Here is a 25,952-nt window from a genome sequence, read left to right on the forward strand (position 1 = left end):
GCTGGTCACGGCGCGCCGGCGGACGTACTCCGCGGGGCGTACGGGTGATCGCCACCGGCAGCCGTCCCGGTTTCCCCGGGGTCCGAAGAAACCGGGCAGTGTCCACGGGGGAGCGTGCCGTACGGACCACCCGCCCCGGCGCTACGGCAGCGGGGTCCCGCCCGTGGCGTTGACGATCTCGGCGGTGATGTACGACGCCTCCTGGGAGGCGAGGAAGACGTAGGCCGGAGCCATCTCGGCCGGCTGGGCCGGCCGCCCGATGGGCGCCTGCTTGCCGAACTCCTGGGTGTCCGGCATGGTCGCCGGGATCAGCGGCGTCCACACCGGTCCCGGCGCCACGCCGTTGACCCGGATGCCCCGCTCGATCAGCATCTGCGCCAGCCCCTGGGTGAACGTGACGATGGCGCCCTTCGTGGTCGCGTAGTCCAGCAGGTGCGGGCTCGGCTTGTAGGCCTGGACGGACGTGGAGTTGATGATGCTGCCGCCTTCCGGGATGTGCGGCAGGGCCAGCTTGCACAGCCAGAACATGCCGTACAGGTTGGTCCGCATCACCCGGTCGAACTGCTCGGTGGAGATCGCCTCGATGCCGTCGGGCTGTGACATCTGGTACGCCGCGTTGTTCACCAGGATGTCGATCCGGCCGAACTCGGAGACCGCGCGGTCGACCAGCGCCCGGCAGTTCTCCTCCTCCCGGATGTCGCACTCGACGGGCACGGCCCGCCGGCCGGCCTCCTCCACCCACCGCACGGTCTCGGCGGCGTCGTCCTTCTCGCTGTCCAGGTGCGTGAAGATCACGTCGGCGCCCTCGCGGGCGAACGCCAGGGCGACCGCCCGGCCGATTCCGGAGTCCCCGCCGGTGATCAGGGCCTTGCGGCCGGCCAGCCGGCCGCTGCCCCGGTAGGACTCCTCACCGTGGTCCGGCGGCGGGTCCATGGGACCGGTCCAGCCGGGATGCGGCTGGTCCTGGGAGGGGAAATCGGGGGTCGGGTGCCGCTCGGCGGGGTTCTGCTCGGTCACGGTCTCTCCCATGCTCCGTGGGCTCTCTGGCTCGGCGTCCGCCGGTGAGGGACCGGCGGCCACCGGGCACCCGGGTACCCTGCCGTCGGCGAATGATCCGGCCGGCCGGAGAACCGCGGAGGCGGGGCTGCTCAGCCGGCGGTCACGTGACGCGTCGCGAAGCCGATGACGGTGGCGAGCGCGGCCAGCACCGCCACGCTGGTCAGGGCGGCCGGAAGGCTGAACCAGTCCGCCATGAAGCCGATCGCCGGGGGCCCCAGGAGCATGCCGCCGTAGCCCAGGGTGGAGGCGGTCGCCACCCCGCCGGGGCCCGCGAGGGCACCCGCCCGCTCGATGGCCACGGGAAAGAGATTGGCCAGCCCGATGCCGGTCACCGCGTATCCGAGCAGGGCCGCCCACAGGGAGGGCGCGAGCGCGCCGAGCAGCATCCCGGCCGCCGCGGTGGAGCCGCCCGCGAGCACGGTGCGGGTCCGGCCCAGCCGCTCGAGCAGCGTCGTACCGGTGAGCCGCCCGATCGTCATGCAGAGCGCGAAGCACGCGTACCCGACGGCCGCCGCGCCCGGCGAGGCGCCCAGGTCCTGCTCCAGGTGGAGCGCGCCCCAGTCGGCCAGCGCCCCCTCGCCGTACGCCGTGCACAGCGCGATGAGCCCGAAGACGATCACCAGTGCGCGGGTCCGGCGGTCCGGCCGGCGCGGAGCGCCCCGCTCGGGCCGCCCCCCGCCCGCCGGGACCGGCGGCTCGCACCGCAGGAGCGAGCGCCCCGCGACGGCCGTGACCAGCAGCCCGACGACGGCGAGCCCCCACAGATGCCGGGTCGGTGAGAGGGAACCGGCGACCAGGGCGCCCAGTCCCGCGCCGATCATGCCGCCCAGACTGAACGCGGCGTGGAAGCTGGGCATGACGGGCCGGCCCAGCGCGGCCACCAGATCGACGGCGGCGCTGTTGAACGCGACGTTGATGCCGCCGTACGCCGCGCCGAACAGCAGCAGCACGGCGCCGAGCGGGACGACCGAGTGCGTCAGCGGGGGCAGGCCGACGCTGAGGCAGAGCAGGACCGCGCAGACCACGGTGACCGGGTGACTGCCGTACCGCCGGCACAGGCGGCCGGTGAACGTCATGGTGACGACCGCCCCGGCGGAGACGCCGAGCAGGGCGAGACCGAGGGCGCTCGCGGAGGCGCCGGTCTGCTCCTTGACGGCCGGAATGCGCACCACCCAGCCGGCGAAGACGAAACCGTCGAGGGCGAAGAAGGCGGTCAGGGCGAGACGGAGCCGGACGAGGCCGGGACCCGGCACCACAGGGTGCGATCGGGTTTTGTTTGTCAACGGCACAAAAGCAGGCTAGGCGGACGCGGAGGCCCGGGCAAGGGAGCCGGAGGGAGGCGGGCGGGGCGGCGGTGGGGCGCGGCCGGTGCGCTCCATGGGAGTGACGGCGTAACCCGTGTGACCGCCCCGGATGGTGGGACCGCGCGGCATGACCAACGGTGGACCATGCCGGAGAACGGGACAACCGTGCTGACGAGACGTCAGCTGCCCGGCCTCCGCGGAAGGATGCTCAGATGCGCTCTGCCCGCATGGTGCTCGCCACTGCGACGGCCACGGCGGCCCTCGCCATCGCCGCGCCCGTGGCCCACGCCGATCACGCCGGTGACGAGGGCCGCGACAAGTCCTCGTACAGCGAGGAGCAGGAGGAGAAGGGGAAGCACGACAAGCCGCACGGCGGGATGCACACGGGTGGTGGGGCCCTGGCCGTCGTCGGTGGTGGCGAGGGTCACGACAAGTCCTCGTACGGCGAGGAGCAGGAGGAGAAGGGGAAGCACGACAAGCCGCACGGCGGGATGCACACGGGTGGCGGGGCCCTGACCGGCGCCGACGAAGAGGACTGGGGCAGCGCCAAGGACCCGAAGCACGACTCCGGGACCTACAAGGACAAGGGCGACTCGCAGAGCGAGGAGTCCTACAGCGGCAAGCAGGACAAGGAGTGGAACCACGACAAGCCGCGCGGCGGAGTGCACACCGGCGGCGGTGGCCTCGCCGAGCCCGGTGTCACCGCGGGCGGTCTGGCCGCACTCGCGGTGCTCGGCACCGGCGCGTACGCGCTGCGCCGCAAGAAGGTCTCCGGGGACATGGCCTGAGCCGTGCCCGGCGTCATAGCGGCCGGGGCCGTCGTGCGCGCCTCGCGCGCCATGACGGCCCCGCCCGCTCCCTCGTGTGCCGTACCCGCTGCCGTGCCCGAATGAGGTGGTTCCCCCGATGGCAGCCAGCCCCCCTTCACCCCTCGAAACCGGTCCGGCGTCGCCGATGAGGCGGAGACTGCGCGCCGTCATGACGGCGGTCTTCTGGAGCGGGACCGGCCTGGTGCTGGCCACGACGCTGCTGGGCGGCGCCGAGGACCCGGCCGACGACGCCCACGGACCGCACGCCCCTCCCGCGGTGTCCGCCGCGCCGTCCGGTCCCGCCGCGAGCTCCCCGGCCGCCGGCGAACCGAGAGGCAGACACCTGCCGCGGTCCGAGCCGACCCGGCTGCTCGTCCCCGACATCGACGTCGACGCCCCCTTCACCGGCCTCGCGCTCAACGGCAAGGGCCAGCTCGAGCCCCCGCCGCCGCACCACACCAACCTGGTCGGCTGGTACGCCAAGGGCGTCTCCCCGGGGGAACGCGGGACGGCGATCATCGCCGGGCACGTGGACACGGCGACGTCCCCGGCCGTCTTCGCGCGCCTGGGCGAACTGGACAAGGGGGACCGTTTCCGGGTGCTGCGCGAGGACGGCAGCACGGCGACGTTCGTGGTGGACGAGACGGAGTCCTTCGCCAAGGACGACTTCCCCGACGAGCGCGTGTACGCCGACACCCCCGACGCCCAGGTCCGGCTCATCACCTGCGCGGGGGAGTACGACCGTGCCGCCAAGGACTACACCGAGAACCTGGTGGTCTTCGCCCGCCTCGTCTGATCCGGCCCGGTGGCTGCCCGGAAGGGGGAGGGACCCTCCGGGCAGCACGTCCCTCAGGCCACGGAGCAGCCGGCGCCGTTCAGGCTGAACGCCGTGGGGACGGGGTTCGAGCCGGCCCGCGTGCCCGTGAAGCCGAGGGTGACCGAGCCGGACGCCGGGATCGCCGCGGTGTACGAGGCGGAGGCGACGCTGACCTCGGCACCGCTCTGGGCCGGGGTGCCGCCCCACATGTTGGTGATCCGCTGGCCGGCGGGGAAGGTCCAGCGCAGCGTCCACCCGTCGACCCCCGAAGCCCCGGTGTTGCGCACCGTGACCTCGCCCTGGAAGCCGCCGGGCCACTCGCCCGTCACCCGGTAGCCGACCTCGCAGCCTCCCGTCGCTCCGCCGGAGGACGTGGTGACGGTCACCGCGGCGGAGCGCTGCGAGCGGTTGCCGGCGGCGTCCCGGGCGTAGACGGCGAAGGTGTAGGAGGTGTTCGCGGTGAGGCCGGTGACGGTGGCGGTGGGGGTGGTCGTCGTGGTGACGACGGACTCCGCGCCCCCGCTGATCCGCACGACGTCGTAGCCCGTGACACCGTTCGCGTCGGTGGCGGCGCCCCAGGCGAGGGTCGCGGACGAGGCGGTGACCGCCGAGGCGGCCGGGGTGCCCGGAGCGGTCGGTGCCGTGGTGTCGCCGCCGGATCCGGATGAGTAGATCGCCGCTTCCCGCGCGGTGGCGGCGATGCCGTTGGCGCCGTTGAAGAGGCGCTGCCCCCAGCTGGTCGGCCGGGCGGGATCGAAGTCCGTGACCATGTCCAGGTACTCGACCCCGCCGCCGTTGCCGCTCCACGACCAGCCGAGGTAGCCGAGGCGGAGCTGCTGGGTGACGGCCAGGATGGTGTCCTCGTCGGGGTTGCCGTCGGAGTGGTCGTGCCCGAACTCGCCGACCACGATGGGGAGTTTCGCGGCGACGAAGCGGCCCAGATAGTCGCTGATCTCGGCGGCGGTGTCGAACACGCCGTACATGTGGATGGAGAAGACCGTGTTGGCGTCCGGGTCCGCGGCGAAGACCGAGGGCGCGTTGTCGCGCATGGTGAACGCCCAGTCCTGACCCCAGTTCGGGGCGTCGACCATCAGGGTGTGGTCGAAGCCGGCGTCGCGCAGCTTCCGGATGGCCGCCTTGGTGTCGGCAGTCCAGCCGGTGTAGCCGGTGTTGCCGTACGGCTCGTTGCCGATGTTGACGATGACGTAGTCCTCCTGGCCGGCCAGGGCGCTTCGGACGCCGATCCAGTAGTCGGCGGCGCGGGAGAGGGTGACCGCTCCGCTCTGCTCGCCGTAGCCGGTGGTGTCGTGCACCTCCAGGACGCAGATCAGCCGGTTCTGCTTGCACTGCGCGACCACGTTCGCGACGTCGGCGGCGTCGTTGCGGGTCCAGCGGTCGCCGCTGGACAGGACGACGCGCACGGTGTTGGCGCCCTTGGCCTTGATGTGCGCGAGCGAGCCGATCCGGTCGGCGTACCAGGTGTGGGCGTGGTTGACACCGCGCATCACGAAGTCGTTCCCGGAGGCCTCGAGCAGCCGGCCGTTCTCGACGCGGAAGCCGGTCGGCGCCGCGTGGGCGGGGGGCGTCAGGGCGAGCAGCGGGAGGAGGAGTCCCAGGAGGGCGGCGACGAGGCCGGCCGCTCGCGGGAAGGGGCGTGCGGGGAATCTCATGACGGCTCCAGAGGGTGCGGTGGACGGTCCGTGTGGTGGGTCTGTCCGTGCCGTGTGCCAGGAGGTGGCCGTGTGTCAGGAGGTGGCCGTGCAGTCGACGGTCGCCGTCGGGGAGGCGGAGGCCGCCGGGCCGGTGGCGATGAGGCCGAAGGAGGCGCTCGCGCCGGGCGCGAGGGCGCCGTTCCAGCCCGCGTCGGTGACGGTGGCCGTACCGTCGGCGGCCGTGCGGAGTGTGCCGTTCCAGACCTGGGTGACGCGGGCGCCGTCAGCGGGCACGACCTTCACCGTCCAGCCCGCCAGGGGAGCGGTGGAGGTGTTGCGCACCGTCACCTCGGCCTGGTGGCCGCCCTGCCAGGAGGAGACGGTCCGGAAGGAGGCGGTGCAGGCGGGGGTGCCGGGTCCGCCCGGGTCACCGGGGTCTCCCGGGACGCCTTGCTCCAGGACCGCGGCCAGGGCCGGGAACCAGCGGGCGGCGATCTTCTCGTTGCCCGCGGCGTTCGGGTGCACACCGTCGTAGGTGTCCGTCGCCGTGTCGAAACCCGTCCACTGGTCGACCACGGTCACCGGGGAACGGCTGGTGCTCGTCGCCGCGGCCCACCCGGGGATCCGGGCGTTGAGGTCGGTCACGCGCTGGGCGCAGGCGGCGCACGAGCTCGGGTTCATGGGGATGATCTGGGCGACGAGCACCCGCGTGTCCGGGTCGGACGCCCGCATCTGCCCCACGAGCCTGGTGTAGGCGGCGAGGACGCGGTCGGGGGAGACGCCGCTCCAGACGTCATTGGTGCCGAAGTGCATGACAACGATGTCTGGCCGGGTTGCCGCCAACCGGGCGGGAAGCAGGTTCTGATCGGCCACGTTGGTGACCAGTTCGCCGCCGTGCCCCTCGTTGTCCCCGTCGTGCGTCACACCGCAGCCCTGTGCGGGCAGGGTGCCGACGAAGTCGATGCCCGTGTGGCCGGCGTCCAGCAGCCGGTTCCACAGCAGGGCCCGCCAGCAGCCGGGCGAACCGGTGATGGAGTCGCCCAGCGGCATGATGCGCACCGGGGCGGCCCCGGGTGCCGCCGCCGCGTCCGGCGCGAACGTCGCACCGAGGGGCAGCAGGAGGGCGGCCAGCAGGCCGAGAAGCGGAAGCGTGCGTAAGCGCAAGAGGCGGTTGCCGCGCATGGTGTTCCCTTCCCTGGATGAGGTGGGAGCGCTCCCATGAGGCCATCAAGCCACTGTTGTCATTAACGCGTCAAGAGCTTGGGCGGATTGCGGTCGCGGTGCCGCGCCGGTCGTACGCCGTCGGGGCGCGGCCTCGGCGTGCCGCGCCCCGATCGGCGAATCGCGCGTTCGATCAGGTCCCGGCGCCCTTGCGGGGCAGTGCCTTGCGCACCAGCGGCCAGACGAGGAGGAGGACGACGATCGCGTAGACGATCACCGAGAACGGCGTGTCGACCAGGCCCGTGACACTGCCGTCGCTGATCTGCAGGGCGCGGCGCAACTGCTGTTCGGCCGCCGGCCCGAGGATGACACCGATGACGGCGGGCAGCACCGGCAGCCCGTAGCGCCGCATGCCGAAGCCGATCAGGCCGATGACCAGCAGGATCACCAGGTCGATCACCTCACCGCCCACCGCGTACGCGCCCACCGCCGCGAAGAACAGGATCCCGGCGTATAGGTACGGCCGCGGAATGCGCAGCAGCTTCGCCCACACCGGTGCGAGCGGCAGGTTCAGGGCGAGCAGCAGCACCATGCCGACGAACAGCGACGCGATCAGGCCCCACACCAGGTCCGGCTCGCGTTCGAAGAGCAGCGGGCCGGGCTGGATGCCGTACTGCTGGAAGGCGGCCAGCATCACCGCGGCGACCGCCGTGGTCGGCAGGCCCAGGGTCAGCATGGACACCAGCGTGCCCGCCGCCGAGGCCGACGCGGCCGACTCCGGGCCCGCGACCCCCTCGATGGCGCCCTTGCCCCACTCGTCCTTGTGCTTCGACAGCCGCTTCTCCGTGACGTACGACAGGAAGGTCGGGATCTCCGCCCCGCCCGCCGGGATCGCGCCGAACGGGAAGCCGATGAACGGGCCGCGCGCCCAGGCCTTCCAGGTGCGCCTCACATCGGCGCGGCCCAGCCACGGCCGCCCCACCGGGACCGGCTCGGGCGGCCTGCGCCGCAGATGGGCGGCGACCCACAGCGCCTCGCCGATGGCGAACAGGCCCACCGCGACGATCACCACGTCGATGCCGTCGGCGAGTTGCAGGGAACCGAAGGTCAGCCGCTGCTGACCGGTCATCCGGTCCAGGCCCACCAGACCGATCGTCAGGCCGATCAGCAGCGAGGCCAGGCCCCGGATCCGGGACGAACCGAGCACCGACGTCACGGCGATGAACGCCAGCACCATGATGGCGAAGTAGTCGGGGGCGCCGATGTCCACCGCGAGGTCGGCGACGGTCGGCGCCAGCACGACCAGCAGGATCGTGCCGACCATGCCGCCCGCGAAGTGCCCGATGGCGGCTGCCGCGAGGGCCTGGGCGCCGCGTCCGGACTTGGCCATGGGGTTGCCCTCCATGGCCGCGACCACGGCGGCGCTCTCACCGGGCGTGTTCAGCAGGATGGAGGTGGTCGAACCGCCGAACATGGCGCCGTAGTAGATCCCGGCGAACATGATGAACGCGCCGGTCGGATCGAGCCCGTACGTCACCGGAAGCAGCAGCGCCACCGCCATCGCCGGGCCTATGCCCGGCAGCACGCCGATCGCGGTGCCGAGCAGCACGCCCACGGCGGCCCACAGCAGGTTGAGCGGCGTGAGGGCCGTGCCGAAGCCGTCCATGAGGGAGTCGAAGGCGTTCACGTCACAGCACTCCCATCAGCGGACCACCGGGCAGCGGCACTCCGAGCAGGTTGTCGAACACGACGTAGGTGACCAGGGAGACCACCGCCGCGATGAGCGGATCGCGGTCGAATCTGCGGCTGCCGAGCGCGAAGGCCGCACCCCAGAAGAGCAGCGCGCCCGCGACGGGGAAACCGACCGGCTCGATGAGCACGGCGGCGCCGAGGAAGACCCCGGTCAGCAGGAGCACCGTGCGCCAGTCGGCGGGCTCGGACAGGTCGATGTCCTCGCCGGTCTCGGCCTGCCCCCGGCCGCCGCGCAGCACGTCGACCGCGAGCAGGGCGGCGACGACGAGCAGGCCGGTGCCGACGGCGACCGGCACCGTCCGCGGGCCCACGGGTCCGCGCTGGGTGATGTCGACGCCCATGGTGAGCGCGTCCGTCAGCACGAGCACGCCCAGGGCCAGCAGCAGGACGCTGACGCCGAGTTCGGAGTGGTCGCGGAGCCAGGAGCGCCGCCCGGCGGCGGGCGCCGGGGTCGTGTCGGCGGTCGGTGTCGTCACAGTCCCAGCTCCTTCAGTACCGAGACCACGCGCTTGTCCTCGGCGTCCAGGAACGCGCCGAACCTCTCGCCGGTCAGGAAGGCGTCGTCCCAGCCGTTCCGCTTCATCGACTCCCGCCACTCCCCGGAGTCGTGCAGCTCCTCCAGCAGGCGTACGAGCTTGCCGCGCTCGGCGTCGCTGAGACCGGGCGGGGCGACGACGCCGCGCCAGTTGGTGAAGCTCACCTCGTACCCCGCCTCCCGGAGCGTGGGCGCGTCGAGCCCGGCGACGCGCTCCGGGCCGGTGACCGCGAGGAGCCGCAGTTCACCCGACTTGATCTGGTCGAGGTACTCACCGACGCCGGAGACACCGAAGGCGACCTTGCCGCCGAGGATCGAGGCGAGCAGTTCACCGCCGCCGTCGAAGGGGATGTAGTTCACCTGCTTCGGCGCGATACCGGCGGCCCGCGCCATCAGCATCGGCGCGAGGTGGTCGGGGCCGCCCGGGGAGGAGCCGCCGCCCACCGGGAGTCCGCCGGGGTTCTCCTGCCAGGCGCCGATCAGGTCGTCGATCGTCTCGTAGGGGGAGTCCTTGCCGACCACCACGACGTCCTGCTCCTCGGTGAGCCGGGCGATCGGAGTGGTGTCCGCGAGGGTCCTGGGCGCGTCGTTGGAGCGGACGGCGCCGACCACGCCCAGCCCCATCGACATGGCGAGCCTGCCGTTGCCGTGCTCGTTCACCAGCCGGCTCAGGCCCACGGTGCCGCCGGCGCCGGGCAGGTTGAACACCTCGATGCTGTGGGTGAGCCCGGCGTCCTCGGCGTTCCTCGCGGCCGTACGGGCGGTGATGTCGTAGCCGCCGCCGGGCGTGTTGGGAACCATGAAACGCAGGCCCGGGATCTGTGTGCCGCTCTCGGCGCCGCTGCCGGTCGTGAGCAGCGGGGGGCCCACGAGTACGAGCACGGCGGCCCCGAGCAGGGCGAGGGGTGTGCGCAGGCGCACGAGTGCCACCACCTGTCGGTCGGTCGTCTGGGATCACGCCAGGCCCTGTGGGGGGAGGGTGACGCGGGCCACATGGTGCCCGCGCACCGCCGGGCTGTCGCGCTTGCGGAACCAATGGAGGTTGTGGTCATTGCGTCAGCGCGGCGGCGCCAGTGGCGTACGTCTCTTTCCCCGGCCGCAGGTGGGCGCCATCATGGGCGGCTCCGGCACCCGTGCGACGCCGTGTCGCGCGGGGCGGGGGCGGACCGTCCGCCCGCACGGCCACCGGCCACCTCACCGGCGCGGTGGCGGAAGGAGCGGAACCGATGACCAGCACGCGGGGCGAGCACGCCACGCCCGCGAGCGGCGACACGATCGACGTGCTCGTGGTCGACGACGACTTCAGAGTGGCCCGGGTGCACCGCGCCTACGTCGAACGCCTCGACGTCTTCCGGGTCGTCGGCGTCGCCGGAACCGGTGAGCAGGCCGTCGCCGCCGTGGACGAACTCCGTCCCGATCTGGTGCTGCTCGACCTGTATCTGCCCGATCTCTTCGGTCTGGACGTCATCCCCCGGCTGCGCACCGCCGGGCACGACTGCGACGTGATGGTCATCAGCGCCGCCCGGGAGGCGGACGCGGTGCGCGGTGCGGTCCGGCACGGGGTCGTCGACTACCTGCTCAAGCCGTTCGAGTTCGAGGACCTGCGGGGGCGGCTCGAGCGCTATGCCGTCCAGCGCGGCCGGCTGCTCGGCACGGTGGTCCGTGGGCAGGCGGACGTCGACCGGGTGCTGGCGGGGGCGGCGGTGCCGCCGTCGCCCGTGCTCCCCAAGGGGATGAGCGCGGAGACCGCCGGGTTGATCGAGCGCGTCCTGCGTGAGGCCGACGGCACGCTGTCGGCCACCGAGTGCGCCGGTCTGACCGGTGTCTCCCGGGTCAGCGCCCGCCGCTACCTGGAGCACTTCCACACCCTCGGCAGCGTCGAGGTGTCACTGCGGTACGGGGCGACGGGGCGGCCGGAGCGGCGTTACCTGTTCCTGGGGCAGCGAGGCGGGGCCGGCGAGCGCGTCGGCGGGCTTCGGCCGGGGGGCGAGGCGCGGGCGTAGCGGGACCGCAGGCCGCCCGGCCGGGGTCGTGGAGGTGCGGAGGGCCCCGCCTGCGGTCCCGCCCGGGGCCGCAGGTCGGGGGAAAGCTCTTTCCGAGAGTCTCCTCCTCCCCCGCCCGTCCCCTCCGCGCCGCAGGCGGCGACCGCGGCCGTTCGCCGCCGTTCGCCGCAGGCGCTCGTGGCACCCCGTCGGCGCCGGTCCGGTCCGTATCGACGCGGTCCGCCCCCGTCCGTCAGGGGCGCCGCAGGAACCGTGCCCGGCCGGGGGCGTAGGACGCCGGAAAGCGGGCTGCCGCCACCGCGAGGGCGGCGGCGGCGCTGGCGATGCCGAGAACGGCGCCCGCGGCCACGTCGCCCGGGTAGTGCACACCGGTGTGGACACGGGAGTAGCCGACCGCGCCCGCCAGCGCCCCGAGCGGCACCGACGCGGCGGGCAGGACCGTACCGACCGCCGTGGCGAACGCGACCGCCGACGCGGTGTGCCCGGAGGGGAAGGAGGCCGACGTCGGCATCGGCACGTGCCGGTCCACCGTCACCCGGGCCGCCTCCCGGTCCGGGCGGGCCCTGCGGACCAGGCGCTTGCCCAGCAGGTTGGCCGACGCCGACGCCACGGCGATGGCGCCGACCCCGGCGAGCGCCGCCCGGCGCGGCCGTGCCCCGCCCAGTGCGAGGACACCGGCGACGGCGAACGAGATCTTGGAGTGGTCGGCGGTGTGGGACAGGCGGCGCAGTGCCCGGTCCAGGGCTGGCGTGGGGGTGGCCGCCACCGCCGCGTACAGGGCGCCGTCCACGGCCCTGAGATCGCCGAGCACTGCGGAGGCGATCCTGCGCAGTCCGTCGGCGGGCGGCACGGGGCCGGTGAGGGGACGGGTGACGTCCTGGTCGGTGGTGGGCGGCTCGGTCATCGGTCTCTCCCGCGGTGGCATCGTGGAGTGGCGCGTCCGCTCCGGGGGCGGACAACACCAGGTGCCCACGGTACGCATGATCCAATCGAGTGGTCCGCCCGGCCCGGCCCACCGGTGCGCGGGCCGTCCGGAAAGCGCCGGCCGCACCGCGGGTCCGCGCGGTCCGGACGCCGCGGCGGGGCCACCGGGCCTCAGCCGAGCGCCCGGTCCAGGTTGAACGCGGCGCTGATCAGCGCGAGATGCGTGAACGCCTGCGGGAAGTTGCCCTGTTGTTCCCCGGTGCAGCTGATCTCCTCGGCGTACAGGCCGAGATGGTTGCCGTACGTCAGCATCTTCTCGAAGGCCAGGGACGCCTCGTCGAGCCGTCCGGCCCGGGTCAGCGCCTCGACGTACCAGAACGAGCAGATGGAGAAGGTGCCCTCGTCGCCGTGCAGCCCGTCCGGGCTCGACCGCGGGTCGTAGCGGTAGACCAGGGAGTCGGACACCAGGTCCCCGGCGAGGGAGTCGAGCGTGGACAGCCACTTGGGGTCGGTCGGCGCGATGAACTTCGCCAACGGCATCATCAGAACCGCCGCGTCCAGGACGTTGCCGTCCTCGTGCTGCACGAAGGCCCGGCGCGACGCCGACCAGCCGCGGCTCATGATCCGCCGGTAGATGGTGTCGCGGGTCGCCTGCCAGCGCGGGAGGTCGGCGGGCAGGCCGCGCCGGTTGGCCATCCGGACGGCCCGCTCGATCGCCACCCAGCACATCAGCCGCGAATACAGGAAGTTCCTCCGTCCGCCGCGCGACTCCCAGATGCCCTCGTCGGGCTGGTCCCAGTGCGCGCACACCCAGTCCACCAGTGCCGTCACATGGTCCCACTGCTCGCTGGAGACGGGCTCGGCCCACTTGTCGTACAGGTAGACGGAGTCGATCAGCGCCCCGTAGACGTCCAGTTGCAGCTGGTCGGCCGCCGCGTTGCCGATGCGGACCGGTGCCGACCCCCGGTGGCCCTCCAGGTGGTCCAGTTCGCGCTCGGGGAGTTCGGTGCGGCCGTCGATGCCGTACATGATCTGCAGGGGGCCCGACGGGCTGCCGTCGCCCGGGCTGATGTGCCGCGAGACGAACCCCATGAACGCCTCGGCCTCCTCGGCGAAGCCCAGCCGCAGCAGCGCGTACACACAGAACGCCGCGTCGCGCACCCACACGTACCGGTAGTCCCAGTTGCGTTCCCCGCCGAACTCCTCGGGCAGGCTGGTCGTCGGCGCCGCCACGATCGCGCCGGTCGGCGCGTAGGTGAGCAGCTTCAGCGTGAGGGCGGAGCGGTGCACCATCTCCCGCCAGCGGCCCCGGTAGCGCGAGGAGGACAGCCAGCGCCTCCAGTACGCCACCGTCGCGCCGAACTGCCTCTCCGCCTCCCCGCACTCGCACTGGCTCGGGGGCACCCCCTCGCCCACCTGGTCCAGGGCGAACACCGCCGTCTCGCCCTCGGTCAGTTTGAATTCGGCCCGCACGTCCGGTCCGTCCGTCTCCAGCGGGACGGTCGAGGTGAGCGCGAGGGACAGGTCCCGGGAGTCGAAGACCGCGATGCCGTCGTCCAGCCGCAGGGTGTGCGGCCGGGTGCCGTAGCCGAAGCGCGGTGCCACCCGGGTCCGGAACGGCAGGGAGCCGCGCACGCACACCACCCGCCGGATCAGCCGGTGCCGCCTCTTCTCGACGGGCTCGTCGGCGACAGGCATGAAGTCCTGCACCTCACCGAGCCCCTCCTCGGTGAAGAACCGGGTGATCAGGACGTTGGTGTCGGGGAAGTAGAACTGCCTGGTGCGCGCGGGCACGGCCGCCGCCAGTTCGAAGCAGCCGCCGCGATCGGCGTCCAGGATCGCGGCGAAGACGCTCGGCGAGTCGAAGGACGGGCAGCAGTACCAGTCGACGGTGCCGTCCGTGCCCACCAGGGCCACGCTGCGCAGGTCGCCGATCAGCCCGTGGTCGGCGATGGGCACGTACCGGCGCGTCCCGAACGTGTCCCGCTCCTCGGTCGTCCCGCCCATCGCAGCCTCCCTGGCCCGGCACGCCCCACCTGCCAGCTTAGGTCCTGCCCGGCGATCCGCTCAGACGGCGACGACCCGCAGTCCCGCCTCCTCGAAGCGGCGCACCTCCTCCGGGTCCGCCGCCGAGTCCGTGACCAGGGTGTCCACCGACCCGGCCGCGCAGATCCGGGCGAACGCCCGCCGGCCGAGTTTGCTGGAGTCGGCGGCCACGACCACCCGCGCGGCCCGCTCGCACAGCAGCCGGTTGGTCGCGGCCTCCGCCTCGTCATGGGCCGCCGCACCGTGCCCGGCGTCGAAGGCGACGACGCCGAGCACCGCCACGTCCAGCGTGATCTGCCCCAGCACCCCGTCCGCGAGCGGCCCGACCAGCTCGTACGACTGGGGCCGCGCCACCCCGCCGGTCAGCACGATCTTGAACTGCGGCCGTACGGCCAGTTCGTTGGCGATGTTCAGCGCGTTCGTCACGACGGTCAGGGCGGGTGACCCGGAGGCGAGATCGCCGCGTACGGCCAGCGCCCGCGCCACCTCCGTGGTGGTGGTGCCGCCCGTCAGCCCGACCGCCTCGCCCGGCGCGACGAGATCCGCGACCGCCTTCGCGATCCGCTGCTTCTCCGGGGCGTGCCGCGCGGTCTTGTAGCGCAGCGGCAGCTCGTACGACACCCCGTGCACCACCGCGCCGCCCCGGGTGCGCACCAGCATCTGCTGCTCGGCGAGCCGGTCGAAGTCGCGCCGGATGGTCGCGGCCGACACCGCCAGCTCGCCGGCCGCCTCCTCGACGTCCAGCCGTCCGCGCTCGACGAGCAGGTCCAGCAGTGCCTTCCAGCGGGCGTCGCGCGACATCCGCCCTCCCGTTCCCTCGGTCCCCGGTGACCTTAACGCATCCCCTGGGCGACCTGATGCTTGATTATGCTCGAAACGGCGCTCTATCTTGCAAGAACAATCATCGAGCCTCCGGAGGCGCGGCATGACGCATGTCGAGGACGAACTCAACAGCCAGCCCGAGTGCTGGCGGCGCGCCGCCGCGCAGGCCGGGGCGCACGGCCCGGTGCTGCCGGCGCCGGGGGAGCGGGTCGCGGTGGTCGGCTGCGGCACGTCGTACTTCATGGCACAGGCGGTCGCCGCCCTGCGCGAGGACGCGGGCCAGGGCGAGACCGACGCCTTCGCCGCCTCGGAGTTCCCGCACCGACGGGCCTACGACCATGTCGTCGCCCTCACCCGCTCCGGCACCACCACCGAAGTCCTGGACCTGCTCGGCGGGCTGAGGGGCCGCGTCCGCACCACCGCGGTCACCGCCGACCCCGGCACCCCCGTGATGTCGCTCGCCGACGGGACGGCCGTCCTCGACTACGCGGACGAACGCTCCGTCGTCCAGACCCGGTTCGCGACCACGGCCCTCACCCTGCTCCGCGCCCACCTCGGACTGCACACCGGGGCGGTCGAGGAGGACGCGCGGACGGCCCTCGCGACACCGCTGCCCGAAGGGCTCGTGGACTGCCGTCAGTTCACCTTCCTCGGCCGCGGCTGGAGCGTCGGACTGGCCCGTGAGGCCGGGCTGAAGATGCGCGAAGCGGCACAGTCCTGGACGGAGGCCTATCCGGCGATGGAGTACCGGCACGGACCCATCAGCATCACCACGCGGGGGACGGCCACGTGGATGTTCGGCACGGCCCCCGACGGGCTGGCCCGGCAGGTCCGCGACACCGGCGGACTGTGGGTCGAGGGCACCCTCGACCCGCTCGCCGAACTGGTGCGCGCCCAGCGGCTCGCGGTGGCCGTCGCGGCGGCCCGCGGTCTGGATCCCGACCGGCCCCGGCACCTCACCCGTTCCGTCGTCCTCGCGCCCTGACCCGCCGGAAAGGACGGACCGTGCCCCTCACCACCACCGGCGAGCTCGTCACCCGCGCCGCCGAACGCCGCTCGGCGGTCGCCTCGTTCAACATCATCACGCTCGAACACATCGAGGCCGTCATCGCCGGCGCCGAGGCGTCGAACGCCCCCGTCGTCCTCCAGGTCAGCGAGAACGCCGTGACGTTCCGCCGGGGACGGCTGCTCCCGCTCGCCCGCGCCGCCGTCGCCGCCGCCGAACGCGCCGCCGTGCCCGTCGCGCTGCACCTCGACCACGTCCGCAGCGACGCCCTGCTGCGTCAGGCCGCGGACGCGGGGTTCGGCTCCGTGATGTACGACGCGGCCCGGCTGCCGTACGCCGACAACCTCGCCGCGACCCGGGCCGCCGTCGACTGGGCCCACGCCCGAGGGCTGTGGATCGAGGCCGAACTGGGGGAGATCGGCGGCAAGGACGGGCAGGGCGCGCTGGACGCCCACGCCCCCGGCGCCCGTACCGACCCCGACCGGGCCCGCGCCTTCGTCGCGGACTCCGGCGTGGACGCGCTGGCCGTCGCCGTCGGCACCACCCACGCCATGACCACCCGCACCGCCCGCGTCGACCACGCCCTCCTCGAACGGCTGACCGCCGCCCTGGACGTCCCCCTCGTCCTGCACGGCTCCTCCGGCCTCCCCGACGACGAACTCGCCGCGGCGGTCACGGGCGGCATCGCCAAGGTCAACGTCGGAACCGCGCTGAACATCGCCATGACCGGCGCGATCAGACAGTTCCTCACCGCCCACCCCGAGGCGGTCGACTCCCGCGGCTACCTCACCGTGGGCCGGGAGGCGATGACCCGGGCGGTGGCGGCCGTCATCGAGGTGCTGGGACCGGCCCCCGGCGCGGCGCCCTGAACTACCGCTTCACCGCCTTCAGCACCACGAACTTCCGGTCCGACGCCACCACTTCGCTGTTGCCGAACAGCCGCCGCAGCGTCACGTGGTACCCCAGGTGCCGGTTGCCGACCACCCACAGCTCGCCGCCCGGGCGCAGGGTCCGCCGGGCACCGGTGAACATGCGCCGGGCCGTGGCGCCGGTGGTCGCCTGATGGGAGTGGAAGGGAGGGTTGCTGAGCACCAGGTCGGCACTGCCGTCCGGCACGCCCGCCAGGCCGTCACCGACCCGGAACTCGGCGGCGCCGGGGACGTCGTTCGCCCGGAACGTCGCCTGCGCGGACGCCACCGCCTGGAAGGACTCGTCCACGAACAGCACCTCGGCCGCCGGGTCGGCCAGCGCCGCCGCCGTGCCGACGACGCCGTTGCCGCAGCCCAGGTCCACCACCCGCCCGCCGCCCCGGGCGGCGGGCAGGTGCTGGAGGAAGAAGCGGGTGCCGATGTCGAGGCGGTCGGCGCAGAAGACGCCCGCGTGGTTGACGACGGTCCGCCCGGAGACGGGGCCGATGCCGTCGGGCAGGGTGTAGCGGTAGGGCCAGGGGCTGGCGGGGCGTTCCCGTCCGGGATCCGGTGTGCAGAAGATCAGGCGGGCCTTCTGCTCGGCGAGCGAGGTGCGGGTGGGGCCGAGGATCCGCTCGAACAGGTGCAGCGTCGAGGTGTGGATCTCCTTCACCATGCCGGTGCCGACGACGACCGTGTCCGCGTGCACCGCCGGTGCCAGCCGCAGCAGCTGGTCCTCCAGCAGTGCCAGGCTCTTCGGCACCCGCACCAGCAGCACGTCGATCCGGTCCGGCGGCGGGTCCTGGGTGCTGAGCAGACGGACCGTGTCCGGCCCGGCGCCGTTGCGGGCCAGGTTGGCGCGGGTCGCCTCCTGCCCGAGCCAGGAGTCGGTGATCTGCGTCGGCCGGTGCGCCGCGAGCGCCGTGGCCAGCGCGCCCCAGCGGTCACCGACGACCACGACCGTGCCGGTGAGCGGGACCTGCCGCTCGGCGAGATGCCTGAGGAGATACGCGTCGGACGCGTCCCAGGCCCGCAGCCTGTCGCGTGGGTCCTCGGGGAAACGGGCCAGCACCGGCTCGCCCCAGGGAGTCGTCATACGGTCGTTCATCGTGCTGCCAGGCTAGCCGAGCCCCGGCTCGGGCCGCGTCCGACAGGGGGGAGCCACGGACGGCCGGACAGCACGCCGCGGGCCGGCGGCCGGTGGCCCGCGCCGGTTTGCGGATCATGGGAGACTCGCCTGCATGAGCGGGAAGGCGGACCCCCGGCCGGCGGGGGAAGGGACCACCTCGAGGACGCGGCTGGACCGGGGACGCGGTGCGCTCGGGCCCGCGCTGGAGCTCGTGCACACCGGACGCGCGCCGACCCGCGCGGTGCTCACCGCCGAGCTCGGCGTGACCCGGGCGACCGCCGGAGCGGTCGCCGCCGAGCTGGAGGCGCTCGGACTGATCCGGGTGGACGCCCGGCCCGCTGCGGCGACCGGCTCGCAGGGTCGCCCCTCGCACCGGCTCTCCGTCGCCGAGGACGGCCCCGTGGCGCTCGCCGCGCAGGTGCACTCCGACGGTTTCCGGGCGGCCCTGGTCGGGCTCGGCGGCCGTATCGTCGCCACGGCGCCCGGCTGCGAGGTCGTCGACGCGGACCCGGCGAAGGTCCTCGGGTCCGTGGTCGCGGCCGGCGCCGAGCTGTTGCGGGAGACCGGACGGCGGTGCGTGGGCGCCGGGCTCGCCGTGCCCTCGGCGGTGGCCGAACCGGAAGGGCTGGCACTCAACCCCCTGCACCTGGCCTGGCCCGCGGGGGCAGCGGTCCGGGAGATCTTCGCCGAGCAGGTGCGCGCGGCCGGCCTCGAAGGGCCCGCCTTCGCGGCCAACGACGTCAATCTCGTCGCCCTCGCCGAACACCGGCACGGTGCCGGGCGCGGCTCCCGCGATCTGCTGTGCGTGGCCACCGGCCACCGCGGGGTGGGCGGCGCCCTGGTCCTCGACGGCCGCCTGCACTCGGGCAGCGCGGGACTCGCCCTGGAGGTCGGCCACCTCACCGTCAACCCCGAGGGCCGCCCCTGCCACTGCGGCAGCCGCGGCTGCCTGGACGTCGAGGCGGACCCGCTGGCCCTGCTCACCGCGGCGGGACGCGCACCCGGCCCCGAGATGTCCCTGCTGAGACAGGCCGACGACCTCATCCGCGGACAGTACGACGACCCGGACGTGCGCACCGCCACCGAGGCCCTCATCGACCGCCTCGGCCTGGGCCTCGCCGGACTGGTGAACATCCTGAACCCGGACCGGATCATCCTCGGCGGCCTGCACCGCACCCTGCTGGAGGCCGATCCGGACCGGCTCCGCGCCGTCGTCGCCGACCGCAGTCTGTGGGGCCGCAGCGGCGGAGTCCCGATCCTGCCCTGCACCCTGGACCACAACAGCCTGGTCGGTGCGGCGGAACTTGCCTGGCAGCCGGTACTGGACGATCCGCTCGGGGCACTGGTACCGGAGGACGGCCCGACCGACAGAAAGCCGACGTCATGACCGAACAGCTCACCGTGAGCGTCCTGGGCACCGGCATCATGGGCGCCGCGATGGCCCGCAACCTCGCCCGCGCCGGCCACACCGTCCGCGCCTGGAACCGCACCCGCGCGAAGGCCGACCCGCTCGCCGCCGACGGCGCGCACGTCGCCGACACCCCCGCCGAGGCGGTCGACTCCGCCGACGTCGTGCTGACCGTGCTGCACGACGGCCCCGCCACCCTGGAGACGATGCGCAGGGCGGCACCCGCCCTGCGCCGCGGCACCGCCTGGGCGCAGTCCACCACCGCGGGGATCGAGGGAGTCGCCGAACTGGCCGGCTTCGCCCGCGAACAGGGCCTGCTCTTCTACGACGCCCCGGTCCTGGGCACCCGTCAGCCCGCCGAGGCCGGCCGGCTGACCGTGCTCGCCGCCGGGCCCGCCGAGGGCCGGGACAGGGTGACCCCCGTCTTCGACGCCGTGGGCGCCCGCACCGTGTGGACCGGGGAGGACGGCGCGACGGGCAGCGCGACCCGGCTGAAGCTGGTCGCCAACAGCTGGGTGCTCGCGGCCACCGCCGCCGCCGGCGAGACCCTCGCCCTGGCCCGGGCCCTCGACGTCGCACCGGACGGCTTCTTCGACCTCATCGCCGGCGGCCCGCTCGACATGGGCTATCTGCGCGCCAAGGCCGCCCTGATCCTCGACGGGCGGCTGTCCCCGGCCCAGTTCGCCGTGACCACCGCCGCCAAGGACGCCAGACTGATCGTGCGGGCCGGCGAACGGCACGGCGTCCGCCTGGACGTGGCCGCCGCGAGCGCCGAACGCCTGGAGCGCGCCGCGGACCTGGGCCACGGCGACGAGGACATGGCCGCCGCCTACTACGCCAGCTTCGACGACGTCCCCACCGCCTGACCGCGTCCCACCGCCGAACCCACCGAGGAGTCCACAGTGTCCAAGCCCCCGCTGCCCCCCGAGGCCGACGCCCTGCTGCGCCGCCCCAACCCCTGCGTCATGGCCACGCTCCGCTCCGACGGCACCCCCGTCTCCACCCCCACCTGGTACCTGTGGGAGGACGGCCGCGCGCTGATCAACCTCGACGAGGGCCGGGTGCGCCTGAAGCACCTGCGCCGCGACCCGCGCATCACCCTCACCGTCCTGGCCGAGGACGACTGGTACACCCACGTCACCCTGATCGGCCGCGCCACCGGCCTGTACGACGACGAGGGCCTGGCCGACATCGACCGCCTCTCCCGGCACTACACCGGCAACCCGTACCCGGAGCGGAAGCGCGCCCGGGTCAGCACCTGGATCGAGGTCGAGCGCTGGCACGGCTGGGGCGCGATGCGGGACAGCGACCAGGCGGCCACCTGACCGCCGGCGCCCGGCCGGGGCTCAGCCGAGGGCCACGGCGAGGGCACGGCCGGGATCCCCGGTGAGCACGCGGTCCACCGCCTCCGCACCGACGGCGTGCCCGGGGCGGGGCCGCATCCGGTCCGGCGGACACGGCATCCCGGGACCGCCGTCCGGCGACCGGGCGGCGGCGGTCACCACCGGCGTCCCCGGGGCAGCAGGTCCCGCTCCGGCGCCGACAGGCGCAGCACCTGGAAGACCTCGCCGTCCGCCGCGGGCGCGTCGTGCCGCCAGAGCGAGAAGTGCACCAGTTCCCAGCGGCCGGTGTCCACGGCGGCCGCCGCGAGCACCGCTCCGTCCGCGCCGGCCAGCCGCGCGCACTCCCGGACCGCCTCCTCGGCCACCTCGCCCACCGGCACGCCGTCCGGCACCGGGCGCCGGTGCAGGACGGCGACGACCGCCGGGTCGTCCGCGGCCGCCCCCTCCTCGTGGGCGAGCCCCGTCCACTGCCGCACCGGGGGCCGTCCGAAGTCGTCGGCGATCCCCTGGAAGCCGCCGCCCCAGAGGAAGGCGTTCATGCCGGCCACCGTGTTCCACAGGTAGAACGGCGCGTACTGGTTGACCGGCGAACCGTGCACCCCGCGCTCGCGCACCAGATACGCCTTGACGCCGAGGCCCGGCCACGCGTCGAGCAGATGCCCGCGACGGGCCACGCGGTCCCGGACGATCCCCATGTCGTAGTCGGCGGGCAGGGTGAGCCGGTACTGCAGGGCGTGCAACGGGGCCTCCCGGGCCGGAGTCGGTGAGATGCGTCATCGGCCGTTCGGCGCGAGCAGGGAGAGCAGACCGCGTACGGCCGCGTCGAAGGCGGCGGGGGAGCCGGAGGCGCGGGCGAGGACATAGCCGCCCTGGACGGTCGCGACGACGGCCGCCGCGATCTCGTCGCTGTCCAGACCCGGCGCGAACCCGCCCTGCGCCTTGCCCTCCTCGACGGCCTCGGCCAGTCGCGCGCGCAGCCAGGCCACGGTCTCGTCCACCGGCGCGCGCAGCGACTCGTCGGCGACGACCTCCGGATCCATGGTGAGCCGCCCGACCGGACAGCCGCGCAGCGCGTCGCGCTCGCGCAGCAGATACGCCTCGATGCGCTCGTACGGCGTGCCGGGACCGTCCAGGACCGCCGCGACCGCGGTCCGCATCTCCTCGGCGGTCCGCCTGATCGCGGCCAGCGCGAGATCCGGCTTCCCCTTGAAGTGGTGGTACATGCTGCCCTGGCCGGCGCCCGCCCGCTCCAGGATCGCCTTCGGGCTGGTGCCCACGTAGCCGCGCTCCCACAGCAGTTCGCGGGTGGATTCGATCAGTCGTTCCGAGGTGCTCACGGCAGCCAGTGTACATACCAGTAGTTACATGAGTCGAGCTGTTCCGCGCACTGTGGGGTGGACGCCGCGGCCCCGGACGGAGCGCGAGGGGCGCCGGCTCGCCCGTCGCGGTGCCCGGTCACCGCTCGGCCGGACGTGCTCCGCGCCGTCGCCACGCGGTGACGGCGGACGGCCGGGCCCGCCGGGGCGTGTACCGGGCGGGCCTTCGCGCGGCCTCGGGCGGTGCCGCGGGCGCGGGCTGCCGCCCCGTGGGCGAACCGGGCCGAGGGGCTCCGGTGGCGGCTGGGTCACCGCCCGGTCAGCCGGCAACGGCGGACCGGGCGGGAGCGGGTGCGGGCCGGTGGCCCTCGGCGGCGTGCTCGACGAGCGCGACCTCCGGGAAAAGGCGCTCGGGGCGTTCACCGGCCGTGAGCAGCGGACGCCGGTCCCAGGCGGGCGGGGCGGCCGGGGACGGCGTCGGCAGGATGAACCACACGGTCTTCCCGGCCTCGCCGTCCGGCGCCGCGCCCCAGCTCTCGCTCATCGCGGCCACCATCGCGAGCCCGCGCCCGCAGGTGGCGAGCGGACCGGCGTCCGCCACGACCGGCAGGCGCGGGTCGTGGTCGCGCACCGAGACCTTGAGCCGGTCGAGCCGCAGCTCCATCTCGACGGTGCACGTCTTGTCGGGCCGGGCGTGCCGGTGGACGTTGGACAACAGCTCCGTCACACCGAGCGAGGCCCGGTCTATCAGCGGGTCCATATGCCAGTAGCGCAACTGCGCAGATACGATTCTGCGGACCTGGCCGATCCGCGACGGCAGGGCTTGCAGCTCCACCGTGCAGTGCCTGCTTGGATGACTGATCACAGCTGCGACTCCCGATGTCAGGTCCGGAGGAACGTCCGGAAGAACACGGAGTACGGATCCAGCAGGGCGCCTGCGTGACACTGCCGCCTGCTGTCATGGCCGGCGGGCTGGTTCGCAGCGTTATCGCCGGTAAACCCAGAGTGACGTGAGACCAGAGTGACGCAGGGGGTGAGGCGGCGCAACTCGCGTACATCTCAGGCGCCACGCCCCGACGCCCGGCGGACGGCTTCTATGAAACGGCGGGCCGCCGGCGGGCCGGGTTCGCCCGGTGCGGGGTCGTGGTCGCCGAGGGTGAGCAGGTAGCGGTTGCCGTTGAGATCGGCCAGTGCCCGGTCCTCCGGCGCGAACCAGGGCCGGGACGCCCGTACCGCCTGCACCGGCGCGCTGTCGATCTCACTGCCGTAGCTGGTGAGCAACTCCAGCCGCCCGCCGCTGATACGCACCTGTCCGGCCCGGGTGAGCGAACGCAGCCGCTTGCCGATCCGCACGCCCCTGGCCGTGAACTCCGGCTCCGCCATGCCGCCCGCCCCCTTGTGCGCGTTCGGTGTACCGGACCGCGCTCCGCGGGCCGGCTCCTGTCCAGATCCAGTGTGCCCCGGTACGGGAATTGCTCCCGCCGGTGCAGTCTGCCCGCACCCGACGCCCGGCACCAGTGCACGCGCCTTTGTCGCCCGGGGCACGGGGAGCGCTCGTACCCCGGTGTCCCTGCGCCCTCGCGCCCCCTGTGCCCCAGGGTGCCTTTGAGGCGCCCAAAGATATGTTTATGCAGGTGAGAGGCTGTTCGGATGGTGTTTATGATCGGGAAGCCGGACGCGCGAGACGCCGTCGGCGCTCAGTGTAAGGAGCCCCGCCGTGAGCACCCCCCACCAGCCTTCGACCGGCACCACCCTGGACGTCGACCACAGCGACCCCGCCTACCGGGCATGGCTGAAAGAGGCCGTGCGCAGGGTGCAGGCCGACGCCAACCGCTCGGCCGACACCCATCTGCTGCTTTTCCCGCTGCCCGAGCGGTGGGGCATCGACCTCTACCTGAAGGACGAGTCGACCCACCCGACCGGCAGCCTCAAGCACCGGCTGGCCCGTTCGCTCTTCCTGTACGGACTGTGCAATGGCTGGATCCGCCCGGGCCGCCCGGTGATCGAGGCGTCCAGCGGCTCCACGGCCGTGTCCGAGGCGTACTTCGCGAAACTGATCGGCGTGCCCTTCGTCGCCGTCATGCCGCGCACGACGAGCGCGGAGAAGTGCCGCCTGATCGAGTTCCACGGCGGGCAGTGCCACTTCGTGGACGACCCGCGGAAGATGTACGAGGAGTCGGCCCGCCTCGCGGTGGAGACCGGCGGCCATTACATGGACCAGTTCACCTACGCGGAACGGGCCACCGACTGGCGCGGCAACAACAACATCGCCGAATCGATCTTCCGCCAGCTGCGGCTGGAACGGTTCCCGGTGCCGGCGTGGATCGTCGCCACGGCCGGCACCGGCGGCACCTCGGCCACTCTCGCGCGCTACGTCCACTACATGCAGTACGACACCCGCGTCTGCGTCGCCGACCCGGAGAACTCGTGCTTCTTCGAGGGCTGGACCACCGGCGATCCGGACGTCGCCTGTGACCGCGGTTCCCGTATCGAGGGCATCGGGCGGCCCCGTATGGAGCCGAGCTTCGTGCCCGGCGCGATCGACCGGATGATGAAGGTGCCCGACGCGGCGAGCGTCGCGGCGGTCCGCGCCCTGGAACGGGCCATCGGCCGCAAGGCGGGCGGCTCCACCGGCACCGGACTGTGGAGCGCGCTGAAACTCGTCGCGGAGATGGTGGCCGAGGGGCGGCGGGGGAGCGTGGTGACGCTGCTGTGCGATCCGGGGGACCGGTACCTGGACAAGTACTACTCGGACGCCTGGCTGGCCGAGCAGCACCTGGACATCGCACCCTGCACGGCGGCCATCGAGTCCCTGCTGAGCACCGGCACCTGGCCCGGCTGACAAGCTGCCCGCGAGCCGCAGGACCGGCGACATCGCCCCGGCCGGGGCCGCCCGCCCCCGACGTGGGCGGGAACAGCGCCGTGCGTCGGCCGTCGACGTCCACCGCACGCGCGGGCCCGTCCCGGCCGCCGCTCCTCGGCCGGGACGCGGGCACCCGGCACGCCGCTCACGTCGACGCGGTACGCCTGCCCGCCGGGCGCCCCGGCCGGCGTCCCGTCAGATGTCCTCGGACTGCGCGCAGTCCTCGGGCTGCGCGGGGTCCTCGGGCTCGCCCGCCACCACCAGCCGCCGCAGATGCTCGGACACCTCCGCGCGCGCCGGCCCGGGCAGCCCGGAGTCCGTGACGAGGGTGTCGACCTGCTCCAGGGAGGCGAACGAACTCAGCCCCACCGTGCCCCACTTGGTGTGGTCGGCTACCACGACCACCCGCCGGGCCGACTGCACCAGCCGGCGGTTGGTCTCGGCCTCCGCGAGGTTCGGCGTCGACAGTCCCGCCTCCACCGATATCCCGTGCACCCCGAGGAACAGCAGATCGAAGTGGAGCGCCGCGATCGCCTGGTCGGCCACCGGCCCCACCAGCGAGTCGGACGGCGTGCGCACCCCGCCCGTCAGCACGACCGTGGCCGCGCCCTGCCGGGGCCCCGAGCTGCGCTGCGCCGCGTGGAAGACATCGGCCACCCGCACCGAGTTGGTGACCACCGTGAGGTCGGGTACGTCGAGCAGCCGGTGCGCCAGCGCGAACGTGGTCGTACCGCCCGAGACCGCGATCGCCGCGCCCGGGGAGACCAGTTCGGCCGCCGCCCGCGCGATGTCCTCCTTGGCGCTCAGCTCCAGACCCGACTTCGCCTCGAACCCGGGTTCGTGCGTGCTCGCCTCGACCACCGGGACCGCGCCGCCGTGCACCTTCTCCAGCACGCCCTGCCGGGCCAGCGCGTCGAGGTCGCGGCGGACCGTCATGTCCGACACCCCGAGCTTGCGGGTCAGCTCGTTGACCCGGACCCCGCCCCGGCGCCGGACCTCGTCGAGGATCAGGGTGCGCCGCTGCTCCGCGAGCAGGTTCTGATTCTCGCTCACGTACGCTCCGGTCCTTTCGCCGCAAAGCCGTCCGACACGCCC

General features: G+C 73.7%; 25 protein-coding genes. 9 read left to right on the forward strand and 16 right to left on the reverse strand.

What is annotated here, in order from left to right; translation table 11 throughout:
• Window positions 1-141: 141 nt before the first annotated feature.
• Together ACF07S_RS11135 and ACF07S_RS11140 are read right to left on the reverse strand one after the other, a co-directional pair.
• Window positions 142-1,029 carry an SDR family oxidoreductase gene (locus ACF07S_RS11135; protein ID WP_391964125.1) on the reverse strand — a complete coding sequence of 296 codons (888 nt, stop codon included), beginning with the start codon at window positions 1,027-1,029 and terminating at the stop codon, window positions 142-144.
• A gap of 119 nt (window positions 1,030-1,148) precedes the next feature.
• On the reverse strand, window positions 1,149-2,312 hold the full coding sequence (locus tag ACF07S_RS11140) for an MFS transporter (RefSeq protein WP_391964124.1): 1,164 nt from the start codon (window positions 2,310-2,312) through the stop codon (window positions 1,149-1,151).
• 263 nt (window positions 2,313-2,575) lie between these two features.
• On the opposite strand from ACF07S_RS11140, the gene ACF07S_RS11145 reads away from it, so the two are divergent.
• Together ACF07S_RS11145 and ACF07S_RS11150 are read left to right on the forward strand one after the other, a co-directional pair.
• Window positions 2,576-3,151: a hypothetical protein gene (locus ACF07S_RS11145; RefSeq protein ID WP_391974046.1), complete on the forward strand. Its 576-nt coding sequence runs from the start codon at window positions 2,576-2,578 to the stop codon at window positions 3,149-3,151.
• A gap of 190 nt (window positions 3,152-3,341) precedes the next feature.
• Complete coding sequence (locus ACF07S_RS11150) at window positions 3,342-3,968, forward strand: class F sortase (protein WP_391964122.1); 627 nt, start codon at window positions 3,342-3,344, stop codon at window positions 3,966-3,968.
• 53 nt (window positions 3,969-4,021) lie between these two features.
• On the opposite strand, the gene ACF07S_RS11155 is transcribed toward ACF07S_RS11150, so the two are convergent.
• The 5 genes from ACF07S_RS11155 to ACF07S_RS11175 all read right to left on the reverse strand — a co-directional run bounded on the left by ACF07S_RS11155 (window position 4,022) and on the right by ACF07S_RS11175 (window position 10,010).
• Window positions 4,022-5,659, reverse strand: coding sequence for a cellulase family glycosylhydrolase (locus tag ACF07S_RS11155; protein ID WP_391964121.1), 1,638 nt, complete (start codon window positions 5,657-5,659; stop codon window positions 4,022-4,024).
• A gap of 75 nt (window positions 5,660-5,734) precedes the next feature.
• Window positions 5,735-6,823: a GDSL-type esterase/lipase family protein gene (locus ACF07S_RS11160; protein ID WP_391964120.1), complete on the reverse strand. Its 1,089-nt coding sequence runs from the start codon at window positions 6,821-6,823 to the stop codon at window positions 5,735-5,737.
• Between the two features lie 172 nt (window positions 6,824-6,995).
• The gene (locus ACF07S_RS11165; RefSeq protein WP_391964119.1) at window positions 6,996-8,489 is read right to left on the reverse strand and encodes a tripartite tricarboxylate transporter permease; all 1,494 of its coding nucleotides are present in this window, start codon (window positions 8,487-8,489) and stop codon (window positions 6,996-6,998) included.
• 1 nt (window position 8,490) lies between these two features.
• Window positions 8,491-9,030 (reverse strand): tripartite tricarboxylate transporter TctB family protein, encoded by a 540-nt coding sequence (locus ACF07S_RS11170; protein ID WP_391964118.1) that lies wholly within the window; start codon window positions 9,028-9,030, stop codon window positions 8,491-8,493.
• Window positions 9,027-10,010: a Bug family tripartite tricarboxylate transporter substrate binding protein gene (locus ACF07S_RS11175; RefSeq protein ID WP_391964337.1), complete on the reverse strand. Its 984-nt coding sequence runs from the start codon at window positions 10,008-10,010 to the stop codon at window positions 9,027-9,029. The genes ACF07S_RS11170 and ACF07S_RS11175 overlap by 4 nt, the downstream gene beginning before the upstream one ends.
• Window positions 10,011-10,315: 305 nt before the next feature.
• Between ACF07S_RS11175 and ACF07S_RS11180 the strand changes: the two genes are divergently transcribed.
• Window positions 10,316-11,092, forward strand: a complete 777-nt coding sequence (locus ACF07S_RS11180; protein ID WP_391964117.1) for a response regulator — start codon at window positions 10,316-10,318, stop codon at window positions 11,090-11,092.
• 232 nt (window positions 11,093-11,324) lie between these two features.
• On the opposite strand, the gene ACF07S_RS11185 is transcribed toward ACF07S_RS11180, so the two are convergent.
• The 3 genes from ACF07S_RS11185 to ACF07S_RS11195 form a co-directional block, all read right to left on the reverse strand.
• Entirely contained in the window at window positions 11,325-11,996 is a 672-nt protein-coding gene (locus ACF07S_RS11185) for a phosphatase PAP2 family protein (RefSeq protein WP_391964116.1), read from the reverse strand.
• 191 nt (window positions 11,997-12,187) lie between these two features.
• Window positions 12,188-14,023 (reverse strand): glycoside hydrolase family 15 protein, encoded by a 1,836-nt coding sequence (locus ACF07S_RS11190; protein ID WP_391974047.1) that lies wholly within the window; start codon window positions 14,021-14,023, stop codon window positions 12,188-12,190.
• 60 nt (window positions 14,024-14,083) lie between these two features.
• On the reverse strand, window positions 14,084-14,863 hold the full coding sequence (locus tag ACF07S_RS11195) for a DeoR/GlpR family DNA-binding transcription regulator (RefSeq protein WP_391974048.1): 780 nt from the start codon (window positions 14,861-14,863) through the stop codon (window positions 14,084-14,086).
• 124 nt (window positions 14,864-14,987) lie between these two features.
• Between ACF07S_RS11195 and ACF07S_RS11200 the strand changes: the two genes are divergently transcribed.
• Both ACF07S_RS11200 and ACF07S_RS11205 read left to right on the forward strand, forming a co-directional pair.
• Complete coding sequence (locus ACF07S_RS11200; RefSeq protein WP_391974049.1) at window positions 14,988-15,869, forward strand: SIS domain-containing protein; 882 nt, start codon at window positions 14,988-14,990, stop codon at window positions 15,867-15,869.
• 20 nt (window positions 15,870-15,889) lie between these two features.
• The gene (locus ACF07S_RS11205) at window positions 15,890-16,759 is read left to right on the forward strand and encodes a ketose-bisphosphate aldolase (protein WP_391974050.1); all 870 of its coding nucleotides are present in this window, start codon (window positions 15,890-15,892) and stop codon (window positions 16,757-16,759) included.
• A gap of 1 nt (window position 16,760) precedes the next feature.
• Here ACF07S_RS11205 and ACF07S_RS11210 read toward each other — a convergent pair whose 3' ends face one another.
• Window positions 16,761-17,906, reverse strand: a complete 1,146-nt coding sequence (locus ACF07S_RS11210) for a methyltransferase (RefSeq protein ID WP_391964111.1) — start codon at window positions 17,904-17,906, stop codon at window positions 16,761-16,763.
• 133 nt (window positions 17,907-18,039) lie between these two features.
• On the opposite strand from ACF07S_RS11210, the gene ACF07S_RS11215 reads away from it, so the two are divergent.
• From ACF07S_RS11215 to ACF07S_RS11225, 3 genes are read left to right on the forward strand one after another with little or no spacing between them, the layout of a single operon-like run.
• Window positions 18,040-19,314: an ROK family protein gene (locus tag ACF07S_RS11215; protein ID WP_391974051.1), complete on the forward strand. Its 1,275-nt coding sequence runs from the start codon at window positions 18,040-18,042 to the stop codon at window positions 19,312-19,314.
• A complete protein-coding gene (locus ACF07S_RS11220) occupies window positions 19,311-20,201 on the forward strand; it encodes an NAD(P)-dependent oxidoreductase (RefSeq protein WP_391974052.1) in 891 nt (296 codons plus the stop codon). The genes ACF07S_RS11215 and ACF07S_RS11220 overlap by 4 nt, the downstream gene beginning before the upstream one ends.
• A gap of 36 nt (window positions 20,202-20,237) precedes the next feature.
• Window positions 20,238-20,660 carry a PPOX class F420-dependent oxidoreductase gene (locus ACF07S_RS11225; RefSeq protein ID WP_391964108.1) on the forward strand — a complete coding sequence of 141 codons (423 nt, stop codon included), beginning with the start codon at window positions 20,238-20,240 and terminating at the stop codon, window positions 20,658-20,660.
• A gap of 173 nt (window positions 20,661-20,833) precedes the next feature.
• Here the strand turns inward: ACF07S_RS11225 and ACF07S_RS11230 are convergent, their stop codons facing one another.
• The 4 genes from ACF07S_RS11230 to ACF07S_RS11245 form a co-directional block, all read right to left on the reverse strand.
• Window positions 20,834-21,418, reverse strand: a complete 585-nt coding sequence (locus tag ACF07S_RS11230) for a DUF4865 family protein (RefSeq protein ID WP_391974053.1) — start codon at window positions 21,416-21,418, stop codon at window positions 20,834-20,836.
• Window positions 21,419-21,451: 33 nt separating this feature from the next.
• The gene (locus ACF07S_RS11235) at window positions 21,452-22,015 is read right to left on the reverse strand and encodes a TetR/AcrR family transcriptional regulator (RefSeq protein ID WP_391964106.1); all 564 of its coding nucleotides are present in this window, start codon (window positions 22,013-22,015) and stop codon (window positions 21,452-21,454) included.
• Window positions 22,016-22,313: 298 nt separating this feature from the next.
• Complete coding sequence (locus tag ACF07S_RS11240) at window positions 22,314-22,859, reverse strand: ATP-binding protein (protein ID WP_391974054.1); 546 nt, start codon at window positions 22,857-22,859, stop codon at window positions 22,314-22,316.
• A 194-nt stretch (window positions 22,860-23,053) separates the two neighbouring features.
• On the reverse strand, window positions 23,054-23,377 hold the full coding sequence (locus tag ACF07S_RS11245) for a hypothetical protein (protein WP_391964104.1): 324 nt from the start codon (window positions 23,375-23,377) through the stop codon (window positions 23,054-23,056).
• A gap of 334 nt (window positions 23,378-23,711) precedes the next feature.
• Between ACF07S_RS11245 and ACF07S_RS11250 the strand changes: the two genes are divergently transcribed.
• Window positions 23,712-24,836, forward strand: coding sequence for a PLP-dependent cysteine synthase family protein (locus ACF07S_RS11250; RefSeq protein WP_391974055.1), 1,125 nt, complete (start codon window positions 23,712-23,714; stop codon window positions 24,834-24,836).
• Between the two features lie 216 nt (window positions 24,837-25,052).
• On the opposite strand, the gene ACF07S_RS11255 is transcribed toward ACF07S_RS11250, so the two are convergent.
• The gene (locus ACF07S_RS11255; RefSeq protein ID WP_391964102.1) at window positions 25,053-25,910 is read right to left on the reverse strand and encodes a DeoR/GlpR family DNA-binding transcription regulator; all 858 of its coding nucleotides are present in this window, start codon (window positions 25,908-25,910) and stop codon (window positions 25,053-25,055) included.
• Between the last annotated feature and the right edge of the window lie 42 nt (window positions 25,911-25,952).

Source organism: Streptomyces sp. NPDC016640, from assembly GCF_043076215.1.
Lineage (GTDB): Bacteria > Actinomycetota > Actinomycetes > Streptomycetales > Streptomycetaceae > Streptomyces.

Coding starts and splice junctions, on each gene's coding strand:
- ACF07S_RS11180 (WP_391964117.1), top strand. CDS start 10,316: ATGACCAGCACGCGGGGCGAGCACGCCACGCCCGCGAGCGGCGACACG.
- ACF07S_RS11150 (WP_391964122.1), top strand. CDS start 3,342: ATGACGGCGGTCTTCTGGAGCGGGACCGGCCTGGTGCTGGCCACGACG.
- ACF07S_RS11210 (WP_391964111.1), bottom strand. CDS start 17,906: ATGAACGACCGTATGACGACTCCCTGGGGCGAGCCGGTGCTGGCCCGT.
- ACF07S_RS11245 (WP_391964104.1), bottom strand. CDS start 23,377: ATGGCGGAGCCGGAGTTCACGGCCAGGGGCGTGCGGATCGGCAAGCGG.
- ACF07S_RS11220 (WP_391974052.1), top strand. CDS start 19,311: ATGACCGAACAGCTCACCGTGAGCGTCCTGGGCACCGGCATCATGGGC.
- ACF07S_RS11215 (WP_391974051.1), top strand. CDS start 18,040: ATGAGCGGGAAGGCGGACCCCCGGCCGGCGGGGGAAGGGACCACCTCG.
- ACF07S_RS11190 (WP_391974047.1), bottom strand. CDS start 14,023: ATGGGCGGGACGACCGAGGAGCGGGACACGTTCGGGACGCGCCGGTAC.
- ACF07S_RS11185 (WP_391964116.1), bottom strand. CDS start 11,996: ATGACCGAGCCGCCCACCACCGACCAGGACGTCACCCGTCCCCTCACC.
- ACF07S_RS11135 (WP_391964125.1), bottom strand. CDS start 1,029: ATGGGAGAGACCGTGACCGAGCAGAACCCCGCCGAGCGGCACCCGACC.
- ACF07S_RS11155 (WP_391964121.1), bottom strand. CDS start 5,659: ATGAGATTCCCCGCACGCCCCTTCCCGCGAGCGGCCGGCCTCGTCGCC.
- ACF07S_RS11195 (WP_391974048.1), bottom strand. CDS start 14,863: ATGTCGCGCGACGCCCGCTGGAAGGCACTGCTGGACCTGCTCGTCGAG.
- ACF07S_RS11145 (WP_391974046.1), top strand. CDS start 2,576: ATGCGCTCTGCCCGCATGGTGCTCGCCACTGCGACGGCCACGGCGGCC.
- ACF07S_RS11160 (WP_391964120.1), bottom strand. CDS start 6,823: ATGCGCGGCAACCGCCTCTTGCGCTTACGCACGCTTCCGCTTCTCGGC.
- ACF07S_RS11200 (WP_391974049.1), top strand. CDS start 14,988: ATGACGCATGTCGAGGACGAACTCAACAGCCAGCCCGAGTGCTGGCGG.